The sequence below is a fragment of the Bartonella sp. AA81SXKL genome (genome assembly GCF_042196945.1).
Taxonomy (GTDB): domain Bacteria; phylum Pseudomonadota; class Alphaproteobacteria; order Rhizobiales; family Rhizobiaceae; genus Bartonella.
In genome coordinates this window covers 65958-91279 of record NZ_JBHIRH010000001.1, presented here as the reverse complement: position 1 = coordinate 91279, position 25322 = coordinate 65958, and the positions used below count along the sequence as shown (strand labels likewise).

Here is a 25322-nt window from a genome sequence, read left to right as displayed (position 1 = left end):
AAAAGAAGGAATTGATTATAGTGGGTATGGGGAGTTATGTAGATTTCATCTATCATCTACGGTTGTTGATCGATAATGGAATTTCCTTGGGGGAAAATGCTTAAAAAAATTCAAAACAAGACCTTGAAAAAATAGAGTCGAAAATTCTGAGGTCTTTAGATTTCAACTTTTTATTCAAAGTGTCGCTATATATATTTTTTTAAACTTCTTCTTCAATTTTGTTTGTGAAGAGTTTGGTCTTGTCAGGGGGGGCTGTTGCTCTTTGATGTGTTTTATTCAAGTACGCGGTTGTTTTAGATCTGAATCTTGATTGATTGGTAAGAGCAAAAGGACAGATTTTTAAGATAAATGACGTTATTTTAGAAATATACGATGCCATAAAGTTAATGCCATAAAGTCAAAAATTTATCCGCAACGGATTAGAGAGATGTACCGGCTTTTTGTACAATACTTTGCTAAACAATCAGCTCTGGCTTTCCATTTGCTTATTTTTATTCTGTGATGTTGTAAAAACACTGTCCTTTGAAGTGTGGTGATATAGGGCGTATAAATAGGACAAACCTCTTGCTATATTTAAGTGTTTTTTAAGTGCATGGCGAATATTTAGGGGAGTGCATGTGTGTTGAGCCTTAAGTTTCAAGCGAATTCCATGGGTGATTCGTCATAGGAATACGTTAGGAAACCCCTAATTGTTTAGAGGCTAGATCATTTTCATCACTTGAGAGCGGAGAGAGGAGGTTCATCTTAAAGAACAAAAAGATCAAATGAGAGAGGGGATATAGGGATAATCTTTGGGGCATGTAAGAAAGGCGTGAGGCTACAGAGTTTTGTATGCTTTCTTTTTGGGATTATGTTTTCTGAAATTAATTGCGGTTTTCTTGTTGCACTGACAGCTTTTCCCCGCTATTGACGCGGGGCTTTTATATATGCGGATAAAGAGGAGAGGTGACAGATGCTTTTGAAGCCCTCATGCATGAAGAGAAGGCTTATGCAAATGATGGGAATTATACAGACAATTTTGCCAAAATCTCATCACTGACATCAAAATTTGCATAAACATTTTGCACATCATCATCTTCTTCTAATGTTGAAATTAGTCGTAAAACGGACAAAGCTTTTTCTTCATCTATTGGTGCAAGGGTGGTGGCTTTCCAAATCGTTTTAATCGATTCTGCTTCACCAAGTTTTGCTTCAAGTGTTTTGGAAACTTCACCAATATCTTCAAATGCGCAGGTAATATGATGTCCGGTTTCTTCTGATTGCACATCTTCGGCACCGGCTTCAATTGCTGCATCCATGATGTTATCGGCTGTTCCTGCTTCTGGCTTATAGATTATTTCACCAATCCGATTAAACATGAAACTGACCGATCCTGTTTCCCCTAAGGCTCCTCCTGATTTTGTGAAGGCGGCGCGCACATTTGAAGCGGTGCGGTTGCGGTTATCAGTTAAAGCTTCAACAATGACGGCAACGCCACCTGGTCCATAGCCCTCATAGCGTACTTCATCATAATTTTCGACATCGGCGCCTGACGCTTTTTTAATCGCGCGTTCAATATTATCTTTCGGCATCGATTGTGCTTTGGCATTTTGAACAGCCAGCCTTAAACGTGGATTCATGGCTGGATCAGGAGCACCTTGTTTTGCTGCTACGGTAATTTCGCGCGCAAGCTTAGAAAATATTTTCGAGCGCATTGCATCTTGACGCCCTTTACGGTGCATAATATTTTTAAATTGTGAATGGCCTGCCATAGTTTTCCTTCCTATTTGAGGGCTTTTTTGCCAGTTGGATACTCCTTAGAATTTAAGGCGATAAAGCATGCATCCCACCAGAATAAATGTGCCACAGCATGAGGTGAAATAATCGAATAAACCCTTTATAAGAAAATTCATCTTAAAGGTAAAGACACCTTAGTTGAGGATCATTACAAGAGAGATCTCTTGTCGTTGAGCAAAAATAACGCTATAACAGAATGTAATCTCATAGCAAAATGGTTTATTCCATGCCGCGCTTTGTTTTAGGAGTGGTTGGAGAGACCTAAACATATAAAAAAGTTCCAGTGCTCTTGAGTGGGCGGTAACCTGCCTCATAGAAGAGGCGCAGAAGAGGATTTATAAAAATGGCAACGCAACTTTTGATGCCCAAAGCAACAGCTGTTTGGTTGGTTGATAATACAGCTCTTTCTTTTGATCAGATTGCAGAATTTTGTAAATTGCATGTCTTGGAAGTAAAAGCTATTGCCGATGGTGATGCGGCTTATGGTATTAAAGGTTTAGATCCGATTAGTTCTGGGCAATTGACGCGCAGTGAAATTGCACGGGTGGAGGCTGATCAAAACGCACGATTGAAAATTTCTCAATCTAGGGTGCATATTCCTGAAAAAAAACGTAAAGGGGCACGCTATATCCCTCTTTCTCGACGCCAAGATCGTCCCAATGGTATCCTATGGTTGGTTACGAACCATCCCGAGTTGAAAGATGCACAAATTGCACGGTTGATTGGGACAACAAAAGCGACAATTGAACAAATCCGCCTTAGAACCCATTGGAATAGTGCAAATTTGGTTCCTCTTGATCCTGTAGGACTTGGTTTGTGTTCGCAAATCGATTTAGATTTTGAGCTCCAGCGTGCGGCGAAAAATCGTCCTGTTGCAGCAGAAGAAGATAGGTCGTTGCTTCCCGCTTCTGTGACGGAAAACGCTGCTCTAGAGGAAAATGAGAGTGAAGACAATCTGCATAAGACTTTTGACGCTGATAAAGTTTTTGCAAAGCTGAACGCGCTGCAAAAAAATAGTCAAAATCAAGATGATGCATAAAAAGCCATGACGCATAAGGGAAACATTTCTTATGGAAATGTTAGAGGAATGGCTGAAGAGAAGAAAAATTGGCAGAGACTTAAAAGTAAAAATAAGGACGAAAAAAACAGAAAAAATTTCGTCTTCATTAGGAATTAACGGTTATTCTTAAAAATATTTTTAAGAATTGACCCTTCTTTACGAAATTCAAGGAGAAACAGATTATGCGCTCTACCAAAAAAACCATCTCTCATTCCTTAGCTATCCTCTTTCTTTTCTCACTATGCCTGGGTGGGTGTGGCAAAAAAAATGTTGGTGCACTTAACGGTATGAATGGCGCTTATATGAATGATGCTGGTTTGAATCAGGTGTCACCAGGCTCAGGACAAGAATTTACGGTTAATGTGGGTGATCGCGTGTTTTTTAGTCTCGATTCTTCTTCACTTGATGCTGATGCTGAACGTATTTTAATGCGCCAAGCAGAATGGTTGCTTCATTATCCTTATTATTCTATTATGATCGAAGGTCATGCTGATGAGAGGGGAACACGTGAATATAACTTGGCACTTGGACAGCGCCGTGCTGTTGCTGTGCGAAACTATTTGGTGTCTCTTGGTGTGTCCGCACAACGGATTCAAACAATTTCTTACGGAAAAGAAAGACCTGTAGCAGTATGTGATGATATTTCCTGTTGGAATCAAAATCGACGTGCTGTGACAACGTTGAGTGACATGAATAGTCATTAAAAAGAAGATTGTTTGTTTCAACTATTCAATAAGCTCTTAAGGGGAAAAAAGAATGTATCGTAAAATCAATTGGAAAACACTCTTTTATATGGGGGTTTTCATAGCTTGTTCTACTTCACTTGTTCAAAGTGCGGCACGAAAGGCTTCCGAATATCCTGCACATGATACGGATAAAGTTGATGCAGTTGATAAGGCAACTGATGACGTGAAGAAAGTACCTGATGCAGCCGATAAAGCAGCATCTGATGCAGCGGAAAAAGCCACTGACGCTGTTAATAAGGCTGTCGATGCTGTGAAGAAAGCACCTGAAGCAGCCGATAAAGCAGCATCTGATGCAGCGGAAAAAGCCACTGACGCTGTTAATAAGGCTGTCGATGCTGTGAAGAAAGCACCTGAAGCAGCCGATAAAGCAGCATCTGATGCAGCGGAAAAAGCCACTGACGCTGTTAATAAGGCTGTCGATGCTGTGAAGAAAGCACCTGAAGCAGCCGATAAAGCAGCATCTGATGCAGCGGAAAAAGCCACTGACGCTGTTAATAAGGCTGTCGATGCTGTGAAGAAAGTACCTGATGCAGCCGATAAAGCAGCATCTGATGCAGCGGAAAAAGCCACTGACGCTGTTAATAAGGCTGTCGATGCTGTGAAGGAGGCACCTGAAGCAGCTGATAAAGCAGCATCTGATGCAGCGGAAAAAGCCACTGACGCTGTTAATAAGGCTGTCGATGCTGTGAAGAAAGCACCTGAAGCAGCCGATAAAGCAGCATCTAGCGCGGTGGAAAAAGCCACTGACGCTGTTAATAAGGCTGTTGATGCAGTGAAGAAAGCACCTGAAGCAGCTGATAAAGCAGCATCTGATGCGGCGGAAAAAGCCACTGACGCTGTTGATAAGGCTGTTGATGCTGTAAAAGAAGCGCCTGAAGCAGCCGATAAAGCAGCATCTGATGTGATAGAAAAAGCCACTGACGCCGTTAATAAGGCTGTTGATGCAGTGAAGAAAGCACCTGAAGCAGCTGATAAAGCAGCATCTAGCGCGGTGGAAAAAGCTACTAGTGTTGCGGAGCACCAAGGGATTATTTTAGAGAATCAACAGGCTTTATTTAAAGATTATGATTTAGATAAGCTTTTGCATAAGATACGAATGGTGCTTGAGCATAACAGTTTAAAAAATGTTAACAAGCAGTTTCACGAGCTTTTTGATACAGAAGTCTCTTCTGTTTATTCTTGTTCTTTTGAAAAGTCTGCTGTAGATGAAAAATCTCAGACTGTAAAGGAAGAGATGGAGCAGGACCATAGTACAGGTGATCAGACAAAGGTTACTGCTGTGGAAGCTAAGGTGGAGAGCCATGACCATGAAAACAGTCAACCTTTTAACAAAGCGCATGAAGTAAGTGCTCCAATTGAAGCACATCAGAGTGACAATCTTTCTTCTTCTAAAGCTTTGTATAAGGAAGGGTATGATTTTATTCGTTCTGCTAACTATGTTGATGCTGAAAAAAGCTTTTGCGCTTTTCAAAATCGTTACAAAAAAGATTCTTTGAGTGATGATGCTTTATTTTGGTTGGCCGAATCTTTGTTGGGGCAAAAACGCTATCATGAAGCAGCACAAGTTTATCTTACCGCATGGTATGCAGATAAAAAGAAGCTCTATACCTCCGAGATTTTACTGAAATTAGCAAGAAGTATGGTCGCTCTTGAGCCAAATAAAGACGATTGTGCTCATTTTGTGAAAAAATCAAAACGTCAACAAACATTAGCATCTGTTTTTTGTAAACCTGCAAAATAAACAGCGAGGTCGTTTTCGGTGTGCGTTAGACTGGCAAGAAATCTCTTTAAAACATCGGATTTTATTCAATGTCAGAAGTTGATTCTTGCCGTCTCAGGGGGAAGTGATTCTTTGGCTTTGATGTTTTTGGTCAAAGAGCATTTGGAAACACTCGTATTTCCTCCAGAAATGATTGTTGTCACGGTTGATCATCAATTGCGTAAAGAATCGATGCGTGAGGCAGAAACTGTTGCGAAAATTTGTCGTGTCCATGATATTCAACATATCACTGTGCGATGGGAAGGCGAAAAGCCAAAGACGCATATTGCTTCCAGCGCGCGTGTTGCACGCTATGATCTCTTGGTTAAAGAAGCACAAAAACAAGGCGCATCACTTATTATGACGGGGCATACACTCAATGATCAGGTTGAAACCTATCAAATGCGGTATCAACGTCTCCAAAAGAATAGAGGTGCTTTATATAGTGAAGCTGTTGCCATGCGCGATGAGGTTTATGCCAGTGGTTTTGCTGGTATTTTGCGCGGTGAAGCCGAGGGTATACGTGATGAGGATCATACCAGAAAAACAAAAAAAAATATTGCCGAAAAAAACTATGGTCCCCTTTATGAGCGCGGTTTATCCTGTATTCCGCGTGAGGCGTTGTTGCATAGAAAAGTTCGTTTGATTCGGCCACTCCTTGGTGTAAAACGCCAAACATTACGGAATTATTTACGCTTACAAGGACAAACATGGATTGATGATCCAACCAATGAAGATCGCAATTTTGAACGTGTGCGCGTGCGTCAATCTCTTTCTCCACAAAAATTGGCTTATATTGCTCAAAAAATAAATGAAGCCGCATTGCAGCGTCGTCAACAAGCCAAAAATATTGCTGATTTGATCTTAGCGCTGGATATTACTGTCCAACATGGGCGTTGTTTCATAGCAAAGCCTGCGCTGTTTTTACAGAAACATTCCAGTTTTCCTTTTGTGGTGGGGCTCTTTGCTGTGCTGATGGGAGGGGGATTTTATTTGCTCCCCAATCAGAAATTAAGCATGCTTGTTCAAAAACTCTGTCTTGATTCTCCAGAAAAGCGGCGTTTTACTTATGCGGGCTCTGTTATTGAATATAACAAGCAGGGAATTTCTTTGTGGCGTGAAGGGCGAAATATGAAAGAGGCTATTGTTGAGCCAGATAAAACTTTTATATGGGATGGGCGCTATCATATCACAAATCATGGATATGAGGCTATAAAGGTTGGAGCCGCAAATTTAGAACAGCTGAAATTTTTATTAAAAAATAGCGATTTTGAGCTTGAAAAGCCTCATTTTCCCTCTTTACAATCGCTGCTGATGATCTCAAATCATAAAGGGTATGATATTCCAGAGTTGATTTCTCAAGCAGTTGTTCATAAACATGTTATCGTCAAGCGGATTATGGCACCTTTCGATTGGCTTTCCTCACGAGAAGATGCTGCCTTGGTGAATGTTGTGGAACCTTTTTTTAATATTGAGGTGAAAAGATAAAGGAAAATTACTCTAAAAGAAAATAAACAGCTTCTCATCCCTTGGCAAGGGGCTGACAAGGTTATATGTTAAGGGGAACTGTTTGAAATCTATATTTGATTAAGTGGGCTGAATATGAATTCCAATTACCGCTCTCTCCTTATTTGGGGAGTTATTGCATTGATTTTGATTGTGTCGTTTTCTCTCTTTAATGGAGATAGCCAACGTTCTGGTGGTGGAGAAGTCTCCTATTCTGAATTTTTGCAAAAAGTTGAGAATAATGAGTTGAAATCTGTGACCATTCAAGGTCAAAAATTAACAGGAAAAACCATTGAACATAGAGCTATTTCAACCTATGCTCCTCGCGATCCAGGTTTGATACAAAAATTGGAAAGTAAAAACGTCAATGTTAAAGCTATTCCTGAAAGCTCTGGAAATAGCATTTTCCTCAATCTCCTCTTTTCCTTGTTACCTGTTATTATTATCGTGGGGGCATGGGTCTTTTTTATGCGGCAAATGCAAAATGGATCACGCGGTGCAATGGGATTTGGGAAATCGAAAGCAAGATTGCTTAATGAAGCGCAAGGGCGTATTACCTTTAAAGATGTTGCTGGCGTTGAAGAAGCAAAGCAAGATCTTCAAGAAATTGTTGAATTTTTACGCGAACCACAAAAATTTCAACGCTTAGGGGGGCGTATCCCACGCGGTGTTTTGCTTGTTGGTCCTCCAGGAACCGGTAAAACTTTGCTAGCACGCTCTGTGGCCGGTGAGGCCAATGTGCCATTCTTTACCATTTCAGGGTCTGATTTTGTTGAAATGTTTGTTGGTGTTGGGGCAAGCCGTGTGCGCGATATGTTCGAACAGGCTAAAAAAAATGCACCTTGTATTATCTTTATTGATGAAATCGATGCTGTTGGGCGCCATCGGGGGGCTGGTCTTGGCGGTGGAAACGATGAACGTGAACAGACCTTAAACCAGTTGCTTGTCGAAATGGATGGGTTTGAGCCCAATGAAAGTATTATTCTTATTGCCGCAACAAACCGTCCCGATGTGCTTGATCCTGCTTTATTGAGACCAGGGCGTTTTGATCGGCAAGTTGTTGTGCCAAACCCTGATGTTTCTGGGCGTGAACAAATCTTGAAAGTGCATGTGCGCAACGTGCCTTTAGCGCCTAACGTTGATTTGAAAATTTTGGCAAGGGGAACACCAGGATTTTCAGGTGCGGACCTGATGAATCTAGTCAATGAAGCTGCTCTTATGGCTGCAAGCCGTAATAAAAGAGTTGTCACGATGCAAGAATTCGAAGATGCCAAAGATAAGGTGATGATGGGGGCGGAACGTCGTTCAACCGCTATGACACAAGAGGAAAAAGAACTCACTGCTTATCATGAAGCAGGACATGCTATTGTGGCTCTTAATGTGCCGGTTGCTGATCCTGTCCACAAAGCAACAATCGTTCCAAGGGGAAGAGCATTGGGAATGGTGATGCAATTGCCTGAAGGCGATCGCTATTCTATGAGTTATCGGTGGATGATTTCTCGTCTGGCCATTATGATGGGTGGACGTGTGGCTGAAGAATTAAAGTTTGGAAAGGAAAATATCACATCTGGTGCTTCTTCTGATATTGAACAAGCAACGAAATTAGCTCGCGCGATGATCACACGGTGGGGATTTTCTGATCTGCTTGGAAATGTAGCTTATGGCGATAACCAAGATGAAGTCTTTTTGGGTCATTCTGTTGCGCGAACACAAAATGTCTCTGAAGAAACAGCGCGCATGATTGATATGGAAGTGCGTAAGCTTATTGATGATGCCTATAAAAATGCGACAAACATTTTGAAAACAAAAAGAAAAGAATGGTTTGCTTTGGCACAAGGTTTGTTGGAATATGAGACTTTAACGGGAGCTGAAATTAACGAAGTTATTGCAGGAAAGCCTCCTTCACGCACACAGAAAGATGAGGGTGCTGCGCCACGGGGGTCTTCTGTTCCAAAAACTGGAAAAATGAAGACAGAGACAACAGTGGTAGATGAAAAAAGCGCTGAAGCAGCCCCTAAAACAGTGCCTCATAAAGAAGAGACCGATAAAGGCAAGGCAGGTAAAGCAGAGGTAGCTGTTGGGAAAAAAACAGCAAAATCCGGTAATGTTGAGCCTAAGGAGGCTCAGTCTAAAGAAGTGCAATCGGATGAGACTGAGAAAAAAGCGCAAAGCACAAAAGGTACCACAAAATCAGTCAACCGCTCTAAAAGTAATGCTGAAAAGAAGTCCAATACTGCGGGACATGATAAAGAAAAATAAGAACTGTTTAATATCGCTTGAGTGACGATGTTTTAGGAAAACTTCTAAATTCTTTGAGAAAGGCGCAAGTTTTGTTTGCGCCTTTCTTGTAATATTTGCAAAATATGGAAGCAAAAAATTAAGCAAAGCTGTTGTATGATAACAGTTTTAGCAGGCTACAAGGCGAGGTGGACTGTTGCTTTTCTAATGTGGTAGGGGTTGTAAGGTTAGGCGATAGATTTCCTTGCTGATTTGGTAGGGTATGAGGTTTGGTGCTGGGTTTCTTTACGGATTTAGCAAGTGTGTGAGATTATCCGTTGGTTGTGTTAAAGGGATGTATAGAGCATTTTGAGGAGATAATATTGCTTTTATGTGTAAGGGTGTAAACATAATTGCTTGAGAGTGTTTTAGATGTGTAGATGGTGAATAGGGGGCTTGATTTTCTAAATGCATGAAGGTTTAAGATCAATGATCTGATTTTATACGGGGAGAGGAGGACTATTGTACCAAGGGGGCTTGTTAGGGTTTTAAGGAAAAGCCAAGGGAAGAATTATATATTAAAGGAAAGAGGCATGGTGCAAAAATATTTTGGTACAGATGGAATTCGGGGGAAAGCCAATTCATTTCCTATGACACCCGATTTTGCCATGAAGGTGGGGATGGCGGTAGGGGTTTTATTTCGCTCACAACATCAATCTCATCGTGTGGTGATTGGCAAGGATACACGATTATCTGGCTATATGTTGGAAAATGCTTTGGTTTCAGGATTGACTGCTGCGGGGATGGAAGCTTTTTTATTGGGTCCAGTGCCAACACCTGCTGTTGCAATGCTTTGCCGCTCTTTGCGCGCAGATCTTGGGGTGATGATTTCTGCTTCTCATAATCCGTTCTATGATAATGGAATTAAACTTTTTGGTCCTGATGGTTTTAAACTTTCAGATGATATGGAAGCGAAAATTGAACAATTGATCGATACAGATCTTTCAAAGTCTTTAGCAAGTTCTGCCGAAATTGGTTATGCAAAACGGGTTGAGGGAGATATTTATCGTTATATTGAATATGCCAAACGAACTTTGCCGCGTGATGTTCGCTTAGATACTGTGCGTATTGTTGTGGATTGTGCCAATGGGGCTGCTTATAAAGCGGCTCCCCGTGCTTTATGGGAATTGGGGGCTGAGGTTTTTGCTATTCATGATGAGCCCAATGGGACCAATATTAATCAAAAATGTGGATCAACCGATTTAAGCTCTTTAAAACGAAAAGTGCATGAAGTGCGTGCTGATGTGGGGATTGCTCTTGATGGAGATGGAGATCGTGTTCTCATTGTTGATGAAAAAGCACAAACGGTTGATGGAGATCAGTTGATTGCTGTAATTGCTGAAAATTGGCATAAAATGGGACGATTACGGTGCAATGGTGTTGTCACAACGATTATGTCAAATCTTGGACTAGAGCGTTTCTTGAATAGCAAAGGATTGCACCTTGTAAGGACAAAAGTTGGAGATCGTTATGTTGTCGATGCCATGCGCCAAAAGGGATATAATGTTGGTGGTGAGTCTTCTGGGCATATTGTGCTTAGTGATTTTGGTACAACGGGTGATGGCTTGGTGGCTGCATTGCAGGTTTTAGCCTGTATGAAGGAAAGCCAAAGTCCTATGAGCCAATTGTGTAAACGGTTTGAACCTGTACCGCAAATTTTAAAAAATGTAACGATTAAAAATAAAAATGTCCTGAAAAAAAATCCCGTCAAAACGGCTATTAATCAAGCAGAGAAGCGGTTGGGAAAAGAGGCACGGCTGGTGATCCGCGCTTCTGGAACGGAACCGGTTATCCGCCTTATGGCTGAAGGCGATGCACGAGAAGTATTGGACACTGTTGTGACAGAGTTGATGGATGTTATTATTCATCATGATGTACGCATGGGTACTGCACTTGAGGAATCTTGAATTTTTTGAGAAAATTATCAGATCATCTTTTGATAAAGATATTATTATAATGTGGGATTTTGGCAATTACAAAAGGTATGATTATTAACTCAGTGATGTAATAACGGTAATGGATACTCTATCTACGAACAAATTAAATAAAAAAGGGAAAAGTCCAATTCTAATAACTACAATGCGTATAGATTTCTCTATATTTCGTAAGATATGAAAAATATGCCTTTTTTGATTTTCCTTTTTCTTTTACTTATTCGTAAACCGGTTATTAGTTTAACAGAGTTTGTAGGGGGGAGAGTTTATTAGTATTATTCATTCTTTTTACTGGATATCCAGCGGGTGCAGCGCCCCATGAACATCAAACAGCAATGGTCATTGTGGTTATATCATCTTGATGTTTCTAAGTGCCGCTGCCAATTGGAGATATGATACGCTCCTATTACGTTTAGCTCCTCCTAATTATGAACTTATACTTTTCCAATAATTAGTAGAATAATGAGAAAGAGATGGGAATGATCAATTTTTTTCACGATAGTTCTAATGTTTATAAAGTAAAAAAAGCTATGTGATGTAAAAATAATGAACATTTTTTGTATCTTGGAGAGGTACACTCTATATTCATTTATCATTTTAAGATTTAAACATAAAAGGATTGAAGCCTTCTATAATACTGGTACGACTGAAGGGATTAGAACCGCCCATGCTCAAAAATTAAAGCGTATTCTAAGTGCTCTTGAAGTAGATGTATCGCCAAAAGATTTTGAGTTATCCATCCTTTTGATTACATCTGCTAAAGGGTGATTTCAAGGATTATTGGTCAATTACTGTAAATGGAAATTGTCGCGTAATATTTCGCTTTGATAGCATAGATGTCGAAATGGTTGATTATCTAGATTATCATCAAAAAGGAGATCTAAACAATGATGAAGAATCCTTCACATCCCGGTGAATTATTGCGTGAAGATGTGATCAAAGAGCTTGGTTTATCCTTTAATGAAGCAGCAGAGTGGCTTGGTATATCTCGTGTAGCACTTTCTAGAGTTTTAAATGAAAAAGCCGCTATGAGTGCTAATCTTGCTATTAGGCTTGAAATGTTTGGTGTAAGCACAGCACGTGCTTGGCTTGTTATGCAAACAAATTATGATCTATCAAAAAAATTCCTTAACAACAGTCTCATGATCAAGATTGCATAAAAGAGCTTCAAATGGCAGTTAAGTTTTTGCAACAGAGACGTATACAAGAGCTAAATCATGCGTATGAGCGTACAAGGTCAAAAGATGTAATTGCGGGTAAGACAAGGAATAAAATCTTGTTTCTATAGTCTGTTTGGCTATAATAAATGTAAGCAAATGAGGGTTTTATATGTTGAGTGAAGAGGAAATTAAGCTGCGTCGCATTTATGCTGAAAATGCATTGGCAAGCCAACGTTTAGAGGGATTAGAGCCAGATCCAAAAGTCGTTGAGCAAATGGAACGTGTTATTATTGGAGAGCTCGAAACAAGTGATATCATCAAAGATTATATGGAGCGTGTAAGACGTGGAGAAGTATAAGGGAAGCGGCGATTCTTATACTGATCCTGAAACTGGTGTGATGTATAATCGGCTTGGTATTAAAGACAAAGCCACACTGCAGCGTGTAGAATCTACTATTACTTATGTAAAATCTTTCGAATTTGTACATACTCCTATTGGTGGTAAGTTTGATCTGGATTACATGAAAGAGATCCATAGAAGACTGTTTGGCGACATATATGAATGGGCGGGACAAATTCGTTTAGTGGATATTGCCAAAGGTAATAGTATATTTGCTAGTTATAATCAGATTGAAAGTTATGCACCGAAGATTACACAAAAGCTTGCAAAAGAACAGTATCTGCGTGGTCTTGGCGCTTATGACTTTAGCCAAAGGGCTGGATATTACATGGGCGAGTTGAATGCGTTGCATCCGTTTCGAGAGGGGAATGGGCGTACTCAGCGTGAATTTATGGTGCAACTGGCTCGTGAAGCTGGTTATCATATCAACTGGAAGGGTATTGAGCGACAAGAAATGACACGTGCGTCAATTGAAGCACATTTTGGTAATTCAGAATATCTGTCTGCACTCATCTATAAGAACCTTACCAAGTTTACAGAAAATAAAAGGGATGATGTTTCTCAAGGTATTGGCAAAAATATTGCTTTTGGCGTTGATCTTAATAAAGAGTGCTTGGAACAACAAAAAGAGAAGATTGAAACTCCTTGGGATAGAGAAAAGACAAGTTTTGCTAAACGTCAAAAAGAAGAACTTGAACAATTACAAAATGATTTGAATGTTGTTGCAAAAGCAACAGAACGAGAGCCATACCTTGCGGCTTATATAGATAATTCTAATTTAGAACAGAAAGCGCTTAGCGCTCTTAGGAATGAAAAATCTTATGTTAATATGTTTAAGGAGTTAAACAGTCGTTTAGCATCTATTTATAGAGATCCACAAGCTGCCGCACTCAAGATTGAGCAGACGATTTTAGCAGGTAAAGGCGATAAATTGCCTGATATTTTGGAAAGGGAACCTGATAGAGCGGGTGAACTGCGTGGGTCAGATCGTTTAATCGATAAACTCAAATCTACAGGAAAAGAACGAAAAGAAGCGCTTTCTCATGTTCCTCGTGCACTTTCTTCTATTAAAAAGCTTCAAGCCTTTTATAAGAATTCTTATGAGACACATGTAAATAGGGTTGTACGGGAGCGTGAGCGATTGAAAGTTGAAGTACCTTCGCTTTCACAAGAAGCAGTGACTTTTATGAAAAATGTTGAAGCTGGTCGTGATAGTTATTCAAAGATACCAGAGCAGGTTAATCAAGAGTTTTTAAAGCTACAAAGTGCTTTAGATAAACGTTTTGGACAGGATCCCATTCATAAATATGGTTTTGATTTATCAAAAGCAATCCCCAAAGAACAGTCTTATAATAAAGAACACATAAAAGAATTTCAAATGGCAGTTAAGTTTTTGCAACAGAGACAACAGGAGAAAATCAACGCAATAGCGCGTGCAAGATCAATAGATATGATACGGTAAGGGCAAGAATAAAGCCTTATGCTGTATAAGCCCTATTAAGCCATATGGTAAAAGAGAGGTAATCAAAAGAAGGGTGTGTAATATGGGTGTGACAAAAGACGTTGTACGAGCCCGCATAGATAGGACATTAAAAAAGAAGCCGGTGAAATATTAGCAAGTTTAGGACTTACGGTGTCTGATTTATCCGGATTGCTTTGACAAAAGTTGTTGATGAAAGAGGATTGCCGTTTGATATGTCTATTTCTAATGCGAAAACGCTTAAAACTTTTGAAAAGAGTAAAAAAGGATAAGATGTATATTTCGCGAAAGATATGAATGATTTATTTAAGTGATTTCGACAGTTTTTAAAAAGCATCACGGCGCTTGAAAGGGTCGTAATAAATTTCTGTTACACGAAATTTTCCTTCAAGGCGTTTGCATTGGATGATGACATCTATCATCGAGATTAATAAGCCGCGGATATCATCGCGTGCTAAATTACCACCACCGTCACTTTCTTTGACAAGAAGGGTCATTTGTTCAAAGGCTGCAAGGGCTGTTGAGGCATGGACGGTGGTAATGGAGCCGGGGTGACCAGAATTGACATTACGGATATAGTAAAAGGCTGTACCATCACGCAGCTCTTGTAGAAGGATTCTGTCGGGGCGCATGCGTAAGCCTGATTCAAGCAGTTCTTTTGCGCCTGCTTTTGCTAAGCCTTGGTTATCTTTTGAATAAAAGAGTTGGACTTTGTTGGCGTGCGGAACGACAAGTTCTGGCGTGTCTTCAATGGTGAGAATTCGTTCATAGTCAGGGATTTTTGCAATCAAAGCTTTGGAGAGGGTTGTTTTCCCGGAACCGGTTTTGCCCGATATTAAGATATTTTGTTGTGTAATAACGGCTCTTTCTAAAAAGGTGCAAAAGTCTTTGGCGATAAAGAGATCTGTTAGCTCTTTGTCTGTATCAGAGAGTTCGGATAATCGTTCTGTCATTTGTTGCGTGGGTGTGAAACTGGTGTTTTGGGCGACAGAAAACAGATTGTTTTCATGTAAACTTTCAAGAGAAAAAGTGCGTGATGAAGGTTTACGAATGGTCATGCTAATGGTATTGGCTGCAACAGCTGGAGGCATAACAATTTGTATGCGTTCGTTGTTTGGCAGTGTTGCGGAGAGAACGGGGTTTTCTACACTGATTTTTTGTGTTGTGTAGGCAGCAACAACTTTTGCAATCCCTTCTAGTTCGCTGTAGGTTAGTTCTTTTAAGATGTGGGTTTGCCAACCATTGGGACCCTCAACGATTACTTCGCCAGGGCGATTGATAACAATTTCAAATAAATTGTCATCATTGAGGAAGTCATCTAAGATCTTTAATTTTGTTAAAACGATGGAGGCGCGTTCTGCATTTTTTGCTGATGGCATAATGTGACTTTATTGGCTTAATGAAAAAAGGAATAGCTGGGAGTAGAGCGGTTTCTTTTGCTCTTTACGACTAGTTTATAGACAGAGGAAAAATCGAGATCTTTTGCTACGAAAATGTTGACGAGTTCGCCTTGAAATTTTTCTAAGGTAGGAGGGATGTTGATTTGATTTTCAAGAGCAATACTGGCGGACTCTTTTCCAGTGTTGTTTGCGCCTTCAAAACCGCCACCTCCAGAGTTGTTTGAACCTTCTTTATTGGAATTGCCTACTATTTTATTTGTTAAAACTGTTGTGGCACCATCAATAACGGTGAGTAAAAGGGAAGAGCCAAAGCGTTCCCACCAATGGGTGTTGATGTTGCCATCAAAACCGGCTCTGCCTAAACTGTCTGTTGCGGGTGAGGCAAGGTCGATGATGACACCGGTTGGGGTTTTTGCTCTTGTCCAGAGCACAAAGAGGCGAGATTGACCTTGTTTTATCCCTCCGCGGTATTCGCCAATCACTTGGGTTCCTTTATCAAGCAAAACAACGCGCCCATTGTCAGAGAGGATATCACGGTTGATGATGCAGCTTGCAAAGCCTGGTTGCTCACTGTTTAATGCGGTTTCTAAGATACAGGGAATAGAGGTTCCCATGGCGATGATAAAGTTTCTATTGCCGATGAGTTTTGCTTTTGTTTCTTCTGTTTTGGTAGGCTTTAATAGGGTTGCAAAATTTTGTGTGTCTTGAAGGGCAGGAGAATTTTGCGCATTCGCGAGATTTTCGAGGGCATGGAATTTTTCAAGGGGGTTGAGAGTCGTGTTGACAATGTCTTTTAATTGAGATTTAGAACCTTTGGCAAAAGCTAAAACAGGGGCGCGTCTTGCGGCATCAAGTAGTGGGTCATCTTTTTTGGGTTCTTGTGCGAGTGGTTGTGGGGGTGGTAAGGTTATTGGTGCTATGTTTGCACGCGGGTCAGAGGGCGCGATCTCTAAAGGGGCGAGGGAATTGTGAAAGCTTTTTTCTTGTTTTTTATGAGCTTTTGCGGTGTCTTTTTGTTCTGTGGGGGTGGATAAGATGTTCCAGAGCACATAGCCGCAGATTCCTATACAGGCGATTGCGACAACTATTTTTTTGCCAGCGGTTTTGGCGCTATTGTTTTTGCCATCCCCAATAGATCCGCGATCTTCGATGATTGGTTTATCACTCATGTGTTGTCCCCTTCAATTCCCGCTTATTTAAAGATCTGATGCAATTTTACGTTCAACAGATGGTGAGGTTGTTCCGGTATTTGGATTTGTGCCTTTTGGTTGATAGGCTTCGTTAAAGACGCATAGGACGTTTTTTCCCTGTCTTAGGGTGAAGCGTGCGCTAATGGCATGGACTATCACCATGTTGCCTCTTGTGGTTTTGGGAACCAGCGATTCTGTACCGTCATTGCTGACAATGTAAATGGCAGGGATTTCTTGGTTGTCGGGAAATGTAAATGTTGTGGTTTTGCCATTGTCATAAACGGAGGAGGGTTCAAGAGTGATAGAGCCTTGAGCGGTGTAAGCCCAATTGCGAGGTCCGTAGGTTTCAGAAGCGTTGAAGACATTATCAATGCGCTGGGCTTGTTGTTTTTCTTGTCGCATAAGGGCTGCGAGTCTTCTTTGTTCTGCTTCTTCTTGTGGGTAGCGAAATTTCACAAGGAAATATGTTTCTTGTCCAGATGAAATTTCTCCATCTTTGACCATCAGTTCAAATTGATAGGAGCGCTTTGAGCCATCAAGCTTTGTGGTGACGACTTGGAGATTGGTAATGGGTTGGACTTCTCGCGCTTTGAGGAAAAGAATATTGCCAGCGGGGGCGACTTCCCATGCAACGCTGTTGCCAATCGCTACATGAGCAATTTCTTCATTGGGAGAAAATTCTATTTGTACCGATGAGCGTATGGAGCCAATAATTTTTGTGACATTATAGGCATCATAGTTGATAAAGCGAATGCGGCTATCGCTTGGCGCGCGGGTGGGAAAAATACTGGCATGGCTAGGCGTTAAAGAAAGGGTAATAGCGATGTTAAGAATGAGAAAAAGAATTTTTTTTGTCATGATCAGTTGACCACTTCCGGATCGGTTCTATATTCACTAACAATAAACCCTAGAGGATTTATCAAACGGTTTTGGACAGAGATAGGGGCATTGATGTATTCAAAGGTAAGTGTTGCAACCCAGTGGGTGATGAATTCTTTGTTGTTGTCGTTGTCGTGAATGGTTCTGTAGTAACGCACTTGGGCGACATCGTCATTGATAAAGGAGATTGATTTTATTGTTATTGTAACGGCGGCGTGTTTATAGAGAATTTGAGGACTTTGGGGATTTCTTGCTCCATACCAGCTGGCAAATCTTTCCTGTTCTTCTGAGGAAGAGAGGAGGGAGATGGTTTGGAAGTTGTGTTGTGTTTCTTCTGTGGTGAAGCCTTCACGGGAGCGGACGTATTTTGCGGCAAAGTAGCGTGTGATGGCTTCGTCGACGTTTGTTGGACCTTCTTTTAAGGCTTCCACAACTTCGGTGATGCCGGTTGAATTGTCTACACGGATGACAAAAGGTTCCACGGTTTTAAGGGGTGTGAGGGTGATGACCGCGAGAGAAGACATTATTGCAACTGCAACGGCTATGCCGGCAATGGCAAGCGAGACGCGGGTGGTGCGGCGTGAGGCGAGCATGCGATCTTGATCAAACGAGCGCGCTTCAGCAATGTATTGTTCTATGTCTTTTTCTTTCATGCTTTTTGCCCGCAATTTTTGTAAGATTTGATTTCTTCATCCGTTAATTTTTGTGCCAGAAGCATTTCCAGCTTCCCTTCTTTTAGGGGTGAAGGGGTGTTGTTACTGATGATAATGGGCGTGGGAGAGGGCGTTTTCCCTTCCCAATTCCACATTGATCTGTTGAGTGGACGTTTAGAATATCCATCACATTTTGGGAGTGACTTCAGTGTGTTTGGTGAAGACATACAGCCACTGAGAAAGAGAAATGGTAAGATAATCCCAATTTTTTTAAATTCCCGCATTTGAACTTAGACCTTTTTTAATAGTGATGCTAATTTTTTAATGCCCCTTGTTGCTGCATTAGCAGCTCGTCCACTTAGTTGAGCCGTTGCTTTAGCAACTGGTGCTGAGCCTGTAAGGGAGGCTCCCCCAGAGGCTAAAGCTGATGCGATATCAGGGAGTCTGAGGAAAAGGTAAATACCACCAAGACCAACAACCAAGAACTGAATTAAAGTAGTGAAGATATTTGTAATATCTCCTGAAAAAACTTTCATTGAAATGTTAACATATAAACCACCAAGCAGCACGACTAACACATATAAAATGATGAAGTTTGCAACTTGCCCTAACCATGCCTCTGTGAATTTTCTGGTTGAGGAAAACATATAGAGGCTTATGAAGAGTGGTCCTATTGATAGGACAAGAAACAAACCCAATTTAGCAAATAATGAAACAACAAAACCGACTAGACAAAAAAAGGCAGCAGCAACTAGGCAGATAAAACCAGCAATCCATGTCGCAATAAACATCCCCATTTGAGTCAGACCTGTGTACTGGTTTGCTGCGTCCAAAACTTGTGCTCCAGCTTGGTTCATCATATTGTCCCATACATTTCGATCCACATGTGCACCTTGTGTGACATTTGCAATGGCATTTGGCAGATCATGGAAAAATATACCACTGACCCACTCATTATAAAGAGCAGCCTTTGTGGCAAGTGAAACAACGATGCCGAGTTTGAAAGTTGTCGCTATAAATTCCCATAAGGGCATGGAAGAGCGCCCATAGATGATATTGTAGCCCATAAATATAATGTAAATGGTACAAGACAGCTTAAGCGGAGCACCTAAGCTTGATGAAAGATGGGCAATGGCGTCATTCATTGTCTTTGTAAGGGGATCCATCAACATATTGTCTATCTTAGTGAATATGCCTTTGCTTTCTACTGCCATTGAGATGCTCCGCTCTTCATTATGTCTTAATGGTTATTTTGTTGTTCTTCTGCCGCGCGCTCTTTTGCTCTTCGTTCTTCTTCAGCGCGTGTTTCCGCTCTTTGTTTTTCGAGTATTTTTTGAGTCTCAGCCTCCCTTTTTTCAAGTCTGGCTTTTTGTTTCGCCATAAATTCTTCATATCTTTTGCGATTTTCTTCTGCAATTTTACGACTTCTTTCTGCTTCTTTTGCTTCATATTCTTTCTGAAGTTCTAAAAATGCTAACCGCATGTTTTCACAATTTTTTGAAGTTCCTGCAAATCCACATTTCGCATCCCACTCAAAGCGTAAATTTTTATCTTTTTTAAATTCAGCGACGCTATAGGTTTTTTCACATCCAGCAGCGATAAGCCCTGTGCAAAGTAGCAATGTTGTTATGAGAACTTTATTCATCAATATTTCCCCTTTTTCCTTTCAGTTTTACAAGGTTTGAGCACAATCTTTAAATTCTGCTATGTTCTGGTTTTTTATAACCAGTGATGATAAATCTAGAGCACAGACATAATGTTGCCATAAATATATTATAGAGTATACGAAGCTCTTTAAGTTGAGCAGCTAAAGCGCAATAGCGATGTGTAATGGTGCTATCCATTATTTTTGTAAGGGGATCCATCAACATATTGTCTATCTTAGTGAATATGCCTTTACTTTCTACTGCCATTGAGATGCTCCGCTCTTCATTATGTCTTAATGGTTATTTTGTTGTTGTTCAGCGCGCTCTTTTGCTTTTTTTTCAGCTTGCCTTTTTTGATATTCAGCTTCTCTTTTTTCAAGATCGGCCATCATTTCAGCTTTCAATTTTTCCATTGATTTGCGATTTTCTTCGTCAATTTTACGGCTTCTTTCTGCTGCTTTTGCTTCATATTCTTTCTGAAGTTCTAAAAATGCTAACCGCATGTTTTCACAATTTTTTGAAGTTCCTGCAAATCCACATTTCGCATCCCACTCGAAGCGTAAATTTTTATCTTTTTTAAATTCTGCGACGCTATAGGTTTTTTCACATCCAGCGGTGATGAGCCCTGTGCAAAGCAGCAATGTTGTTATGAGAACTTTATTCATTATTTATTGTCCTGTTGTTGTTTAGCGCGCTCTTCTGCTTCTCGTTCTTCTCGCCTTTTATTTATTTTCTCTAGAGCTTTATTATAATTTTCTAACGCTCTCTTAGAATGTTCTTCATCAAGTTCCTTCGCGGCTTGTCGCACATTTTGACAATTTTTCGAATTATCAGAAGCTCCACACTTCCATTGAAACTCTCTTATTAAGCTTTCATTTTTTTTAAATTCTGCGACGCTATAGGTTTTTTCACAACCAGCTGTGATGAGCCCAGTGCAAAGTAGCAATGTTGTTATGAGAACTTTATTCATGATTAATGACTGTCCTGTTTCTTTTCAGATTCTTGTTTATCGTCATTTGTTGAGCCAGTTCTCCCCCATCCCCATGTTGGAAGACTCTCACGATAAGCTTGCTCTGCGTTTTTACAATTTTGCGAATCGAGATCCCCTGATGTCATACATTTCATTTTCCATTTTTCGTATAATTTGTGATCTTTTTTAAATTCTGCGACGCTGTGGGTTTTTTCACATCCAGTGGTGATCAGCCCTGTGCAAAGTAGCAGTGTGGTGATGACGATTTTCTTCATGGCGTGCTCCAGATCTTATCTATTCTTTTCTGATCCTCTTTAATTCTAGCTCGCCATTCAGCGTCTTCTTTAATTCTCCGTTTTTCAGCTTCAGCTTCCCATTTTTCAATTCGTTCTTCTTCAGCGCGTCGCTTTGCTTCTTGTTCTGCTTTCCATTTTTCATGTTCAGCTTTTCTTTTAGCTTCTTCTTCTTTTTGCTTTTTTTCCCATTCTTCTCTACGTTTACGGTTTTCTTCTTCAGCCTTTTTCCTGCGCTCTGCCGCAAGTTCGTGATCGGCTACTCTTACATTTTCACAATTTTTTGAAGTTCCTGACCATCCACATCTCACAGCCCATTCTTCAAATAATTTTTTATCTTTTTTAAATTCTGCGACGCTATAAGTTTTTTCACATCCAGCTGTGATGAGCCCTGTGCAAAGTAGCAATGTTGTTATGAGAACTTTATTCATTATTTATTGTCCTGTTTCTTTTCAGATTCTTGTTTATCGTCATTTGTAGAGCCAAAGCCTTTCCAATTTTTACGGTTTTCAAATTCAGCTTGCTCTGCATTTTTACAATTTTTCGAATTCAAATCCCCTGACGTCAAACATTTCACTAATACTTCTTCCATCAGTTTTTTATTTTTTTTAAGTTCTTCTACGCTGTAGGTTTTTTCACAACCAGCAGCCATAAGCCCTGTGCAAAGTAGCAATGTTGTTATGATGATCTTGTTCATGTTCAATCCCCTCTTTTTTACTCTTTATTGACCACGCATTTTTTGGGCTAAAGCTTTGGTTCGTGCTTTAAATTCTTCCATTTCACGTCTTTCTGCCGCTTTTTCTTCTGCTTGTTGAATCATCATGGCAGCTTGCATTTGTAGTATTTTTGTTTGGAGGTCTGCTTGTACCGCTGATAATTGTGCTTGAATGCCTTGAATTTTACCCGCATCTTCAGTACTTCCAAGTTCGTCAAGAAGCTTGGTAATGTTTTTTTGTGTTTCACTGGCTTCTTCGTAGACGTCTTGTCCTTTGGCTGCTTGTCCTACTACGCGCTGTTCGGCTTTTTTCACTTCCTGTGCGTAAAAAGCATCTACTGCTTCTTTTGATCCTGCGCCCCCCGCGGGCTCTTTGTATTTAAGTTCTTCTTGCCATTTTTGCGTGTTTTTGCTGCCGCCGCCGCCGCCGCCACCGCTGCCCATCGATTGTTGAAAGTGGTTAAAGTCAGAAGGGAGGGCGCCACTGCTCCCTTGCTTGTTAAACATCTCTTTCAATCCCGAAATGTCAGGCTTGACATTTAGGGAGTTATATAATTGTTTCGCTTGATCGAGTTGGCTCTTTAATTGCTCAAGCTGTTGTTTTCCTTGTTGAACTTGTTCTTGCAATTTGTTAAGTTGTTGCATGCTGTTCCGAATTTGTTCTCCCATGTTAGCAGCAGCTGTGGGATCAAATACCACGATGGCAAAGGCATTTGTTTGAAAGCCAAATGAAGCTGCATAGACGGCTGTTGCCAATAAAAGTTTTTTCATTGCTTTGACCTTTCTTGAAAAATAGGAAGCCATTTTTCTGGAGATTGTCCAACTTCATCCATAATGGTCTCTAGGAGTTCAATATTCTTGGTGGTGCCACTTAAAATGGCTATTTCATCATCAAAGCCGCGTAAATTTAGTTCTGCTACAACTGAACTTTGTCCTTGTTTGATGAGAAAACGCCGTGACTCACGGCTTAATTCTGATTGTATCAGGTTAAATTCTCTGTCTGATAATTTAAACCCTTCTACATAATCCCCATGATTGCCCTTTTGATTAGGAAAATAAATTTGTGTGGGGCATTGCTCTATAATGGTGTGGGCAATGGTCGAATTGATCGCATCTTTGGGAGATTGCGTTGCAAATAACATCAAACCATTTTGTTTACGGATAGTTTTCAGCCTGTCTTGCGCAAAGGCTTTAAAGGAATCATCCTCTAAGGCTTTCCAAAATTCATCAATGACAATGATAATACGACGCCCATCAATCAGAGATAAAATTCTATGAAAAAGATACATCATCAATGGTGGACGAATTTCATTATTGTCTAAAAAATCCGTCATGTCATAACCAATAAATTTTGCATCAATGCCAATGTCGTCATCAGGATTGTCAAAAACCCACCCTAAGGCATTGCCTTTACACCATCTTTCTAAACGACCCGCTATCCCCTCCCTATGCGTGGTGTCAAAAAACATTTGTAAGGCAGAGATCGTCCGTTGTTCTTTTGGCAACAAGGCAAGCTGGTCAACAGCCGCCGTAATGTCTTGTCTTTCTGATTCACTGATCTTTTGATCTTCAGACGAAACAAGCTTTATAATCCATTGGCGTAAAAAAACTCTATCTGCTGGATTGTTATAGTCTAAGCCTTTTAGCGGTGCTATGCCCGTTGGTTTACCATTCTTCAAAGGCATATAAGTGCCGCCACCCGCTCTGACAAAAAGTTCTGCACCCCGATCTTTGTCAAAAAAGACCATATTGGGATCATGCTTTTGAAGTTGCGCTAAAAGAAAATTGACAATAACCGTTTTCCCAGAACCAGAGGGACCACAAACAAACGTATTGCCTAAATCACCAAAGTGAAAGTTAAAATAAAACGGTGAACCAGCAGAGGTTTTCATCAAGGCTACCGCTGGTCCCCACACATTGCCATCTATTTTTCCAACCGGAAAAGAATGAAAAGGAGAAAGCGCTGCATAATTGCGGCTTGTTATTGCACCAGAGCGGGTGCGATAAGCATAATTGCCAGGCAATTGTGCCCACCAAGCCGCCGCTAACCCTAAATCTTCCCGCGCAATCACAGCCCCACCATCTGTAAGACGAGAACGCGCTTTGGCAAGATTATCCGCTAACTCTTGCGGCGTATCAGCAAAAACTGCCAATGATAAATGATGTTCCCCTAAAACAAAACGATTGGATTCAAGATCATCAAGCGCATCATCCAGTTCCATAATTTGTGAACCTGCTCGATCTCCTGCATTGACCATTTGGTTTTGTTTGCGCCCCATAATCTGCTTGGCAATGTTTTTGCTCTTGAAAACAAAAGATTGGGTGAAAATAAACTCAAAGGGAAGCGTGAGCAAACCATCCGCCATGCCTACCCTGGTTTTTGCTGGATATTCTTTCCAACCAAACATGCCCGCAAACCGCTGTTCCGCCTCATAACGTATTTCTATGATCTCTTTCCCAAAAATGAGACGGTCTGAATAAACAGTCGAAGCTATCGTTCCCCATGTGAGAGGGATACGTTCACGACGACCTCCCACTAATTGGTGGATAAACTCACTTTGCTGCGAATAAATATTACCTTCATGTTCATAAAGGCTCAGTCTTCTTGCACCATAACGCTCTAAATTTTGAATAAGATCTGTGGTAATATCTTCAAGCTTGCGAATGGACTCTGCATCAACTTCTGTCTTTTCTTGCTTGGCTTTGCCTAAACGTTTGAAAAACTCCACTAATTTATCCGTTTGATCAACGTGTGGATTCCACAAAATCGAAAGATAAAGATCATTGCGATAAAGCTCCTGTGAAACCATCCGCTCGCGATATTTATCATCTAATTGCTTGGCAAATGCCGATCTGAAAGTCCCATCCGGATAAATCGTTTCACGCTTTCTGATAATATGGCTATAAAGCGCTATCCGTTCATCCGCTATGTTTTTAAAAAGATTATTGAGTTGTTCGTGAAGCACATTCAGATCAATAATATCCGCTGTCTCAAAGTTAATGCCTTCAAGTTTAATAACGCTCATGAGAGCGCGTGAATCCAGCGCAATGATGTGTTTATTGACATGGCGCACGTAAGGAATGATCGCCTCTGGCTGCTTTTCACGTTTGCGCTCTGTTCTATTCATTATAATTCCTCATAATTACGAATTAATCGTAATGGAGAAATACTTCCCCCACCCCATAGACTCGAATTTCTGGCAAAAATAGATGTCTTTTGCCATGTCAGAAGAATACGAAATTTGTTATGGTCATGCTTTAGGATTTCCTTGAATATGAAATGCAGCATCACACCAAAGGTGATAAGAAAAATATTGCCTGTCATAATGAACAACATCATCGTTCCTATCGCATTTAATCCCATAGCTTCCACCGTCACGCCCGCAATCATTGCAGGGCGTGTGCAAGCAAGAAATAACGTATCTTCTGTTAGCTTGTCGTGCTCTTTCATGGCTTTGAAAGGCTAGAGTCAAGCTAA

At 40.6% G+C, this 25322-nt stretch carries 26 protein-coding genes and 1 pseudogene; 10 read left to right on the top strand and 17 right to left on the bottom strand.

From position 1 onward, the window contains the following. Positions 1–1004: 1004 nt before the first annotated feature. Positions 1005–1751 carry a YebC/PmpR family DNA-binding transcriptional regulator gene (locus ACFINZ_RS00500; RefSeq protein ID WP_254492472.1) on the bottom strand — a complete coding sequence of 249 codons (747 nt, stop codon included), beginning with the start codon at positions 1749–1751 and terminating at the stop codon, positions 1005–1007. Positions 1752–2119: 368 nt separating this feature from the next. Between ACFINZ_RS00500 and ACFINZ_RS00495 the strand changes: the two genes are divergently transcribed. The 10 genes from ACFINZ_RS00495 to vbhT all read left to right on the top strand — a co-directional run bounded on the left by ACFINZ_RS00495 (position 2120) and on the right by vbhT (position 14080). Beyond that, complete coding sequence (locus ACFINZ_RS00495; protein ID WP_375634428.1) at positions 2120–2815, top strand: DUF1013 domain-containing protein; 696 nt, start codon at positions 2120–2122, stop codon at positions 2813–2815. A gap of 203 nt (positions 2816–3018) precedes the next feature. Continuing rightward, positions 3019–3540 (top strand): peptidoglycan-associated lipoprotein Pal, encoded by a 522-nt coding sequence (gene pal / locus ACFINZ_RS00490; RefSeq protein WP_375633417.1) that lies wholly within the window; start codon positions 3019–3021, stop codon positions 3538–3540. A 52-nt stretch (positions 3541–3592) separates the two neighbouring features. Next, positions 3593–5323 (top strand): tol-pal system protein, encoded by a 1731-nt coding sequence (locus ACFINZ_RS00485; protein WP_375701109.1) that lies wholly within the window; start codon positions 3593–3595, stop codon positions 5321–5323. An 18-nt stretch (positions 5324–5341) separates the two neighbouring features. Then, positions 5342–6829 carry a tRNA lysidine(34) synthetase TilS gene (gene tilS, locus ACFINZ_RS00480; RefSeq protein WP_375671774.1) on the top strand — a complete coding sequence of 496 codons (1488 nt, stop codon included), beginning with the start codon at positions 5342–5344 and terminating at the stop codon, positions 6827–6829. Between the two features lie 114 nt (positions 6830–6943). Further along, positions 6944–9106, top strand: a complete 2163-nt coding sequence (ftsH, locus tag ACFINZ_RS00475; RefSeq protein ID WP_375701108.1) for an ATP-dependent zinc metalloprotease FtsH — start codon at positions 6944–6946, stop codon at positions 9104–9106. 551 nt (positions 9107–9657) lie between these two features. Then, positions 9658–11031, top strand: coding sequence for a phosphoglucosamine mutase (gene glmM, locus ACFINZ_RS00470; protein WP_375633414.1), 1374 nt, complete (start codon positions 9658–9660; stop codon positions 11029–11031). A 781-nt stretch (positions 11032–11812) separates the two neighbouring features. Next, positions 11813–11974 carry a type II toxin-antitoxin system RelE/ParE family toxin gene (locus tag ACFINZ_RS00465; RefSeq protein ID WP_375633487.1) on the top strand — a complete coding sequence of 54 codons (162 nt, stop codon included), beginning with the start codon at positions 11813–11815 and terminating at the stop codon, positions 11972–11974. Continuing rightward, complete coding sequence (locus ACFINZ_RS00460) at positions 11946–12218, top strand: HigA family addiction module antitoxin (protein ID WP_375634432.1); 273 nt, start codon at positions 11946–11948, stop codon at positions 12216–12218. The genes ACFINZ_RS00465 and ACFINZ_RS00460 overlap by 29 nt, the downstream gene beginning before the upstream one ends. Before the next feature lie 169 nt (positions 12219–12387). Next, a complete protein-coding gene (locus tag ACFINZ_RS00455) occupies positions 12388–12576 on the top strand; it encodes an antitoxin VbhA family protein (protein WP_375640347.1) in 189 nt (62 codons plus the stop codon). Next, positions 12563–14080: a type II toxin-antitoxin system protein adenylyltransferase VbhT gene (gene vbhT / locus ACFINZ_RS00450; RefSeq protein ID WP_375634433.1), complete on the top strand. Its 1518-nt coding sequence runs from the start codon at positions 12563–12565 to the stop codon at positions 14078–14080. The genes ACFINZ_RS00455 and vbhT overlap by 14 nt, the downstream gene beginning before the upstream one ends. A gap of 344 nt (positions 14081–14424) precedes the next feature. Here vbhT and virB11 read toward each other — a convergent pair whose 3' ends face one another. The 16 genes and pseudogenes from virB11 to ACFINZ_RS00370 form a co-directional block, all read right to left on the bottom strand. Continuing rightward, positions 14425–15477 carry a P-type DNA transfer ATPase VirB11 gene (virB11, locus tag ACFINZ_RS00445; protein ID WP_375622633.1) on the bottom strand — a complete coding sequence of 351 codons (1053 nt, stop codon included), beginning with the start codon at positions 15475–15477 and terminating at the stop codon, positions 14425–14427. Positions 15478–15494: 17 nt separating this feature from the next. Then, positions 15495–16667, bottom strand: coding sequence for a type IV secretion system protein VirB10 (gene virB10 / locus ACFINZ_RS00440; RefSeq protein WP_375701107.1), 1173 nt, complete (start codon positions 16665–16667; stop codon positions 15495–15497). 27 nt (positions 16668–16694) lie between these two features. Next, positions 16695–17546, bottom strand: coding sequence for a P-type conjugative transfer protein VirB9 (gene virB9 / locus ACFINZ_RS00435; RefSeq protein ID WP_375630944.1), 852 nt, complete (start codon positions 17544–17546; stop codon positions 16695–16697). A 2-nt stretch (positions 17547–17548) separates the two neighbouring features. Then, the gene (locus ACFINZ_RS00430; RefSeq protein ID WP_375701106.1) at positions 17549–18220 is read right to left on the bottom strand and encodes a virB8 family protein; all 672 of its coding nucleotides are present in this window, start codon (positions 18218–18220) and stop codon (positions 17549–17551) included. Beyond that, on the bottom strand, positions 18217–18504 hold the full coding sequence (locus ACFINZ_RS00425) for a type IV secretion protein VblB7 (protein WP_375701105.1): 288 nt from the start codon (positions 18502–18504) through the stop codon (positions 18217–18219). The genes ACFINZ_RS00430 and ACFINZ_RS00425 overlap by 4 nt, the downstream gene beginning before the upstream one ends. 6 nt (positions 18505–18510) lie before the next feature. Beyond that, positions 18511–19434, bottom strand: a complete 924-nt coding sequence (locus ACFINZ_RS00420; RefSeq protein ID WP_375701104.1) for a type IV secretion system protein — start codon at positions 19432–19434, stop codon at positions 18511–18513. Between the two features lie 26 nt (positions 19435–19460). Further along, a complete protein-coding gene (locus tag ACFINZ_RS00415; RefSeq protein ID WP_375701103.1) occupies positions 19461–19865 on the bottom strand; it encodes an EexN family lipoprotein in 405 nt (134 codons plus the stop codon). Between the two features lie 49 nt (positions 19866–19914). Beyond that, complete coding sequence (locus ACFINZ_RS00410) at positions 19915–20133, bottom strand: hypothetical protein (RefSeq protein ID WP_375701102.1); 219 nt, start codon at positions 20131–20133, stop codon at positions 19915–19917. Between the two features lie 26 nt (positions 20134–20159). Beyond that, complete coding sequence (locus tag ACFINZ_RS00405; protein ID WP_375701101.1) at positions 20160–20531, bottom strand: EexN family lipoprotein; 372 nt, start codon at positions 20529–20531, stop codon at positions 20160–20162. After that, entirely contained in the window at positions 20531–20836 is a 306-nt protein-coding gene (locus ACFINZ_RS00400) for an EexN family lipoprotein (RefSeq protein ID WP_375621770.1), read from the bottom strand. The genes ACFINZ_RS00405 and ACFINZ_RS00400 overlap by 1 nt, the downstream gene beginning before the upstream one ends. A 2-nt stretch (positions 20837–20838) precedes the next feature. Continuing rightward, on the bottom strand, positions 20839–21111 hold the full coding sequence (locus tag ACFINZ_RS00395; protein ID WP_375621771.1) for an EexN family lipoprotein: 273 nt from the start codon (positions 21109–21111) through the stop codon (positions 20839–20841). A 137-nt stretch (positions 21112–21248) separates the two neighbouring features. Then, a pseudogene (locus ACFINZ_RS00390) lies at positions 21249–21560 on the bottom strand (EexN family lipoprotein); the annotation flags it as partial. After that, positions 21560–21826, bottom strand: coding sequence for an EexN family lipoprotein (locus ACFINZ_RS00385; protein WP_375701100.1), 267 nt, complete (start codon positions 21824–21826; stop codon positions 21560–21562). The gene ACFINZ_RS00385 and the pseudogene ACFINZ_RS00390, both read right to left, overlap by 1 nt. A 24-nt stretch (positions 21827–21850) precedes the next feature. Continuing rightward, complete coding sequence (locus ACFINZ_RS00380; protein ID WP_375701099.1) at positions 21851–22615, bottom strand: type IV secretion system protein; 765 nt, start codon at positions 22613–22615, stop codon at positions 21851–21853. Beyond that, positions 22612–24972 (bottom strand): VirB4 family type IV secretion/conjugal transfer ATPase, encoded by a 2361-nt coding sequence (locus ACFINZ_RS00375; protein WP_375683957.1) that lies wholly within the window; start codon positions 24970–24972, stop codon positions 22612–22614. Before ACFINZ_RS00375 ends, ACFINZ_RS00380 begins: the two co-directional genes overlap by 4 nt. Continuing rightward, positions 24972–25295 (bottom strand): type IV secretion system protein VirB3, encoded by a 324-nt coding sequence (locus ACFINZ_RS00370; RefSeq protein ID WP_015856920.1) that lies wholly within the window; start codon positions 25293–25295, stop codon positions 24972–24974. Before ACFINZ_RS00370 ends, ACFINZ_RS00375 begins: the two co-directional genes overlap by 1 nt. Between the last annotated feature and the right edge of the window lie 27 nt (positions 25296–25322).

What these genes read in the sequence shown, in the direction of transcription:
- ACFINZ_RS00455 (WP_375640347.1), top strand. Translation starts at nt 12,388, where the DNA reads ATGTTGAGTGAAGAGGAAATTAAGCTGCGTCGCATTTATGCTGAAAAT.
- virB11 (WP_375622633.1), bottom strand. Translation starts at nt 15,477, where the DNA reads ATGCCATCAGCAAAAAATGCAGAACGCGCCTCCATCGTTTTAACAAAA.
- virB9 (WP_375630944.1), bottom strand. Translation starts at nt 17,546, where the DNA reads ATGACAAAAAAAATTCTTTTTCTCATTCTTAACATCGCTATTACCCTT.
- ACFINZ_RS00400 (WP_375621770.1), bottom strand. Translation starts at nt 20,836, where the DNA reads ATGAATAAAGTTCTCATAACAACATTGCTACTTTGCACTGGGCTCATC.
- ACFINZ_RS00395 (WP_375621771.1), bottom strand. Translation starts at nt 21,111, where the DNA reads ATGAAGAAAATCGTCATCACCACACTGCTACTTTGCACAGGGCTGATC.
- pal (WP_375633417.1), top strand. Translation starts at nt 3,019, where the DNA reads ATGCGCTCTACCAAAAAAACCATCTCTCATTCCTTAGCTATCCTCTTT.
- ACFINZ_RS00415 (WP_375701103.1), bottom strand. Translation starts at nt 19,865, where the DNA reads ATGAATAAAGTTCTCATAACAACATTGCTACTTTGCACAGGGCTTATC.
- ACFINZ_RS00405 (WP_375701101.1), bottom strand. Translation starts at nt 20,531, where the DNA reads ATGAATAAAGTTCTCATAACAACATTGCTGCTTTGCACAGGGCTCATC.
- ACFINZ_RS00410 (WP_375701102.1), bottom strand. Translation starts at nt 20,133, where the DNA reads ATGGCAGTAGAAAGTAAAGGCATATTCACTAAGATAGACAATATGTTG.
- ftsH (WP_375701108.1), top strand. Translation starts at nt 6,944, where the DNA reads ATGAATTCCAATTACCGCTCTCTCCTTATTTGGGGAGTTATTGCATTG.
- ACFINZ_RS00425 (WP_375701105.1), bottom strand. Translation starts at nt 18,504, where the DNA reads ATGCGGGAATTTAAAAAAATTGGGATTATCTTACCATTTCTCTTTCTC.
- ACFINZ_RS00380 (WP_375701099.1), bottom strand. Translation starts at nt 22,615, where the DNA reads ATGAAAAAACTTTTATTGGCAACAGCCGTCTATGCAGCTTCATTTGGC.
- ACFINZ_RS00430 (WP_375701106.1), bottom strand. Translation starts at nt 18,220, where the DNA reads ATGAAAGAAAAAGACATAGAACAATACATTGCTGAAGCGCGCTCGTTT.
- ACFINZ_RS00370 (WP_015856920.1), bottom strand. Translation starts at nt 25,295, where the DNA reads ATGAAAGAGCACGACAAGCTAACAGAAGATACGTTATTTCTTGCTTGC.
- ACFINZ_RS00385 (WP_375701100.1), bottom strand. Translation starts at nt 21,826, where the DNA reads ATGAACAAGATCATCATAACAACATTGCTACTTTGCACAGGGCTTATG.
- ACFINZ_RS00500 (WP_254492472.1), bottom strand. Translation starts at nt 1,751, where the DNA reads ATGGCAGGCCATTCACAATTTAAAAATATTATGCACCGTAAAGGGCGT.
- ACFINZ_RS00495 (WP_375634428.1), top strand. Translation starts at nt 2,120, where the DNA reads ATGGCAACGCAACTTTTGATGCCCAAAGCAACAGCTGTTTGGTTGGTT.
- virB10 (WP_375701107.1), bottom strand. Translation starts at nt 16,667, where the DNA reads ATGAGTGATAAACCAATCATCGAAGATCGCGGATCTATTGGGGATGGC.
- ACFINZ_RS00420 (WP_375701104.1), bottom strand. Translation starts at nt 19,434, where the DNA reads ATGGCAGTAGAAAGCAAAGGCATATTCACTAAGATAGACAATATGTTG.
- glmM (WP_375633414.1), top strand. Translation starts at nt 9,658, where the DNA reads ATGGTGCAAAAATATTTTGGTACAGATGGAATTCGGGGGAAAGCCAAT.
- ACFINZ_RS00375 (WP_375683957.1), bottom strand. Translation starts at nt 24,972, where the DNA reads ATGAATAGAACAGAGCGCAAACGTGAAAAGCAGCCAGAGGCGATCATT.
- ACFINZ_RS00485 (WP_375701109.1), top strand. Translation starts at nt 3,593, where the DNA reads ATGTATCGTAAAATCAATTGGAAAACACTCTTTTATATGGGGGTTTTC.
- ACFINZ_RS00460 (WP_375634432.1), top strand. Translation starts at nt 11,946, where the DNA reads ATGATGAAGAATCCTTCACATCCCGGTGAATTATTGCGTGAAGATGTG.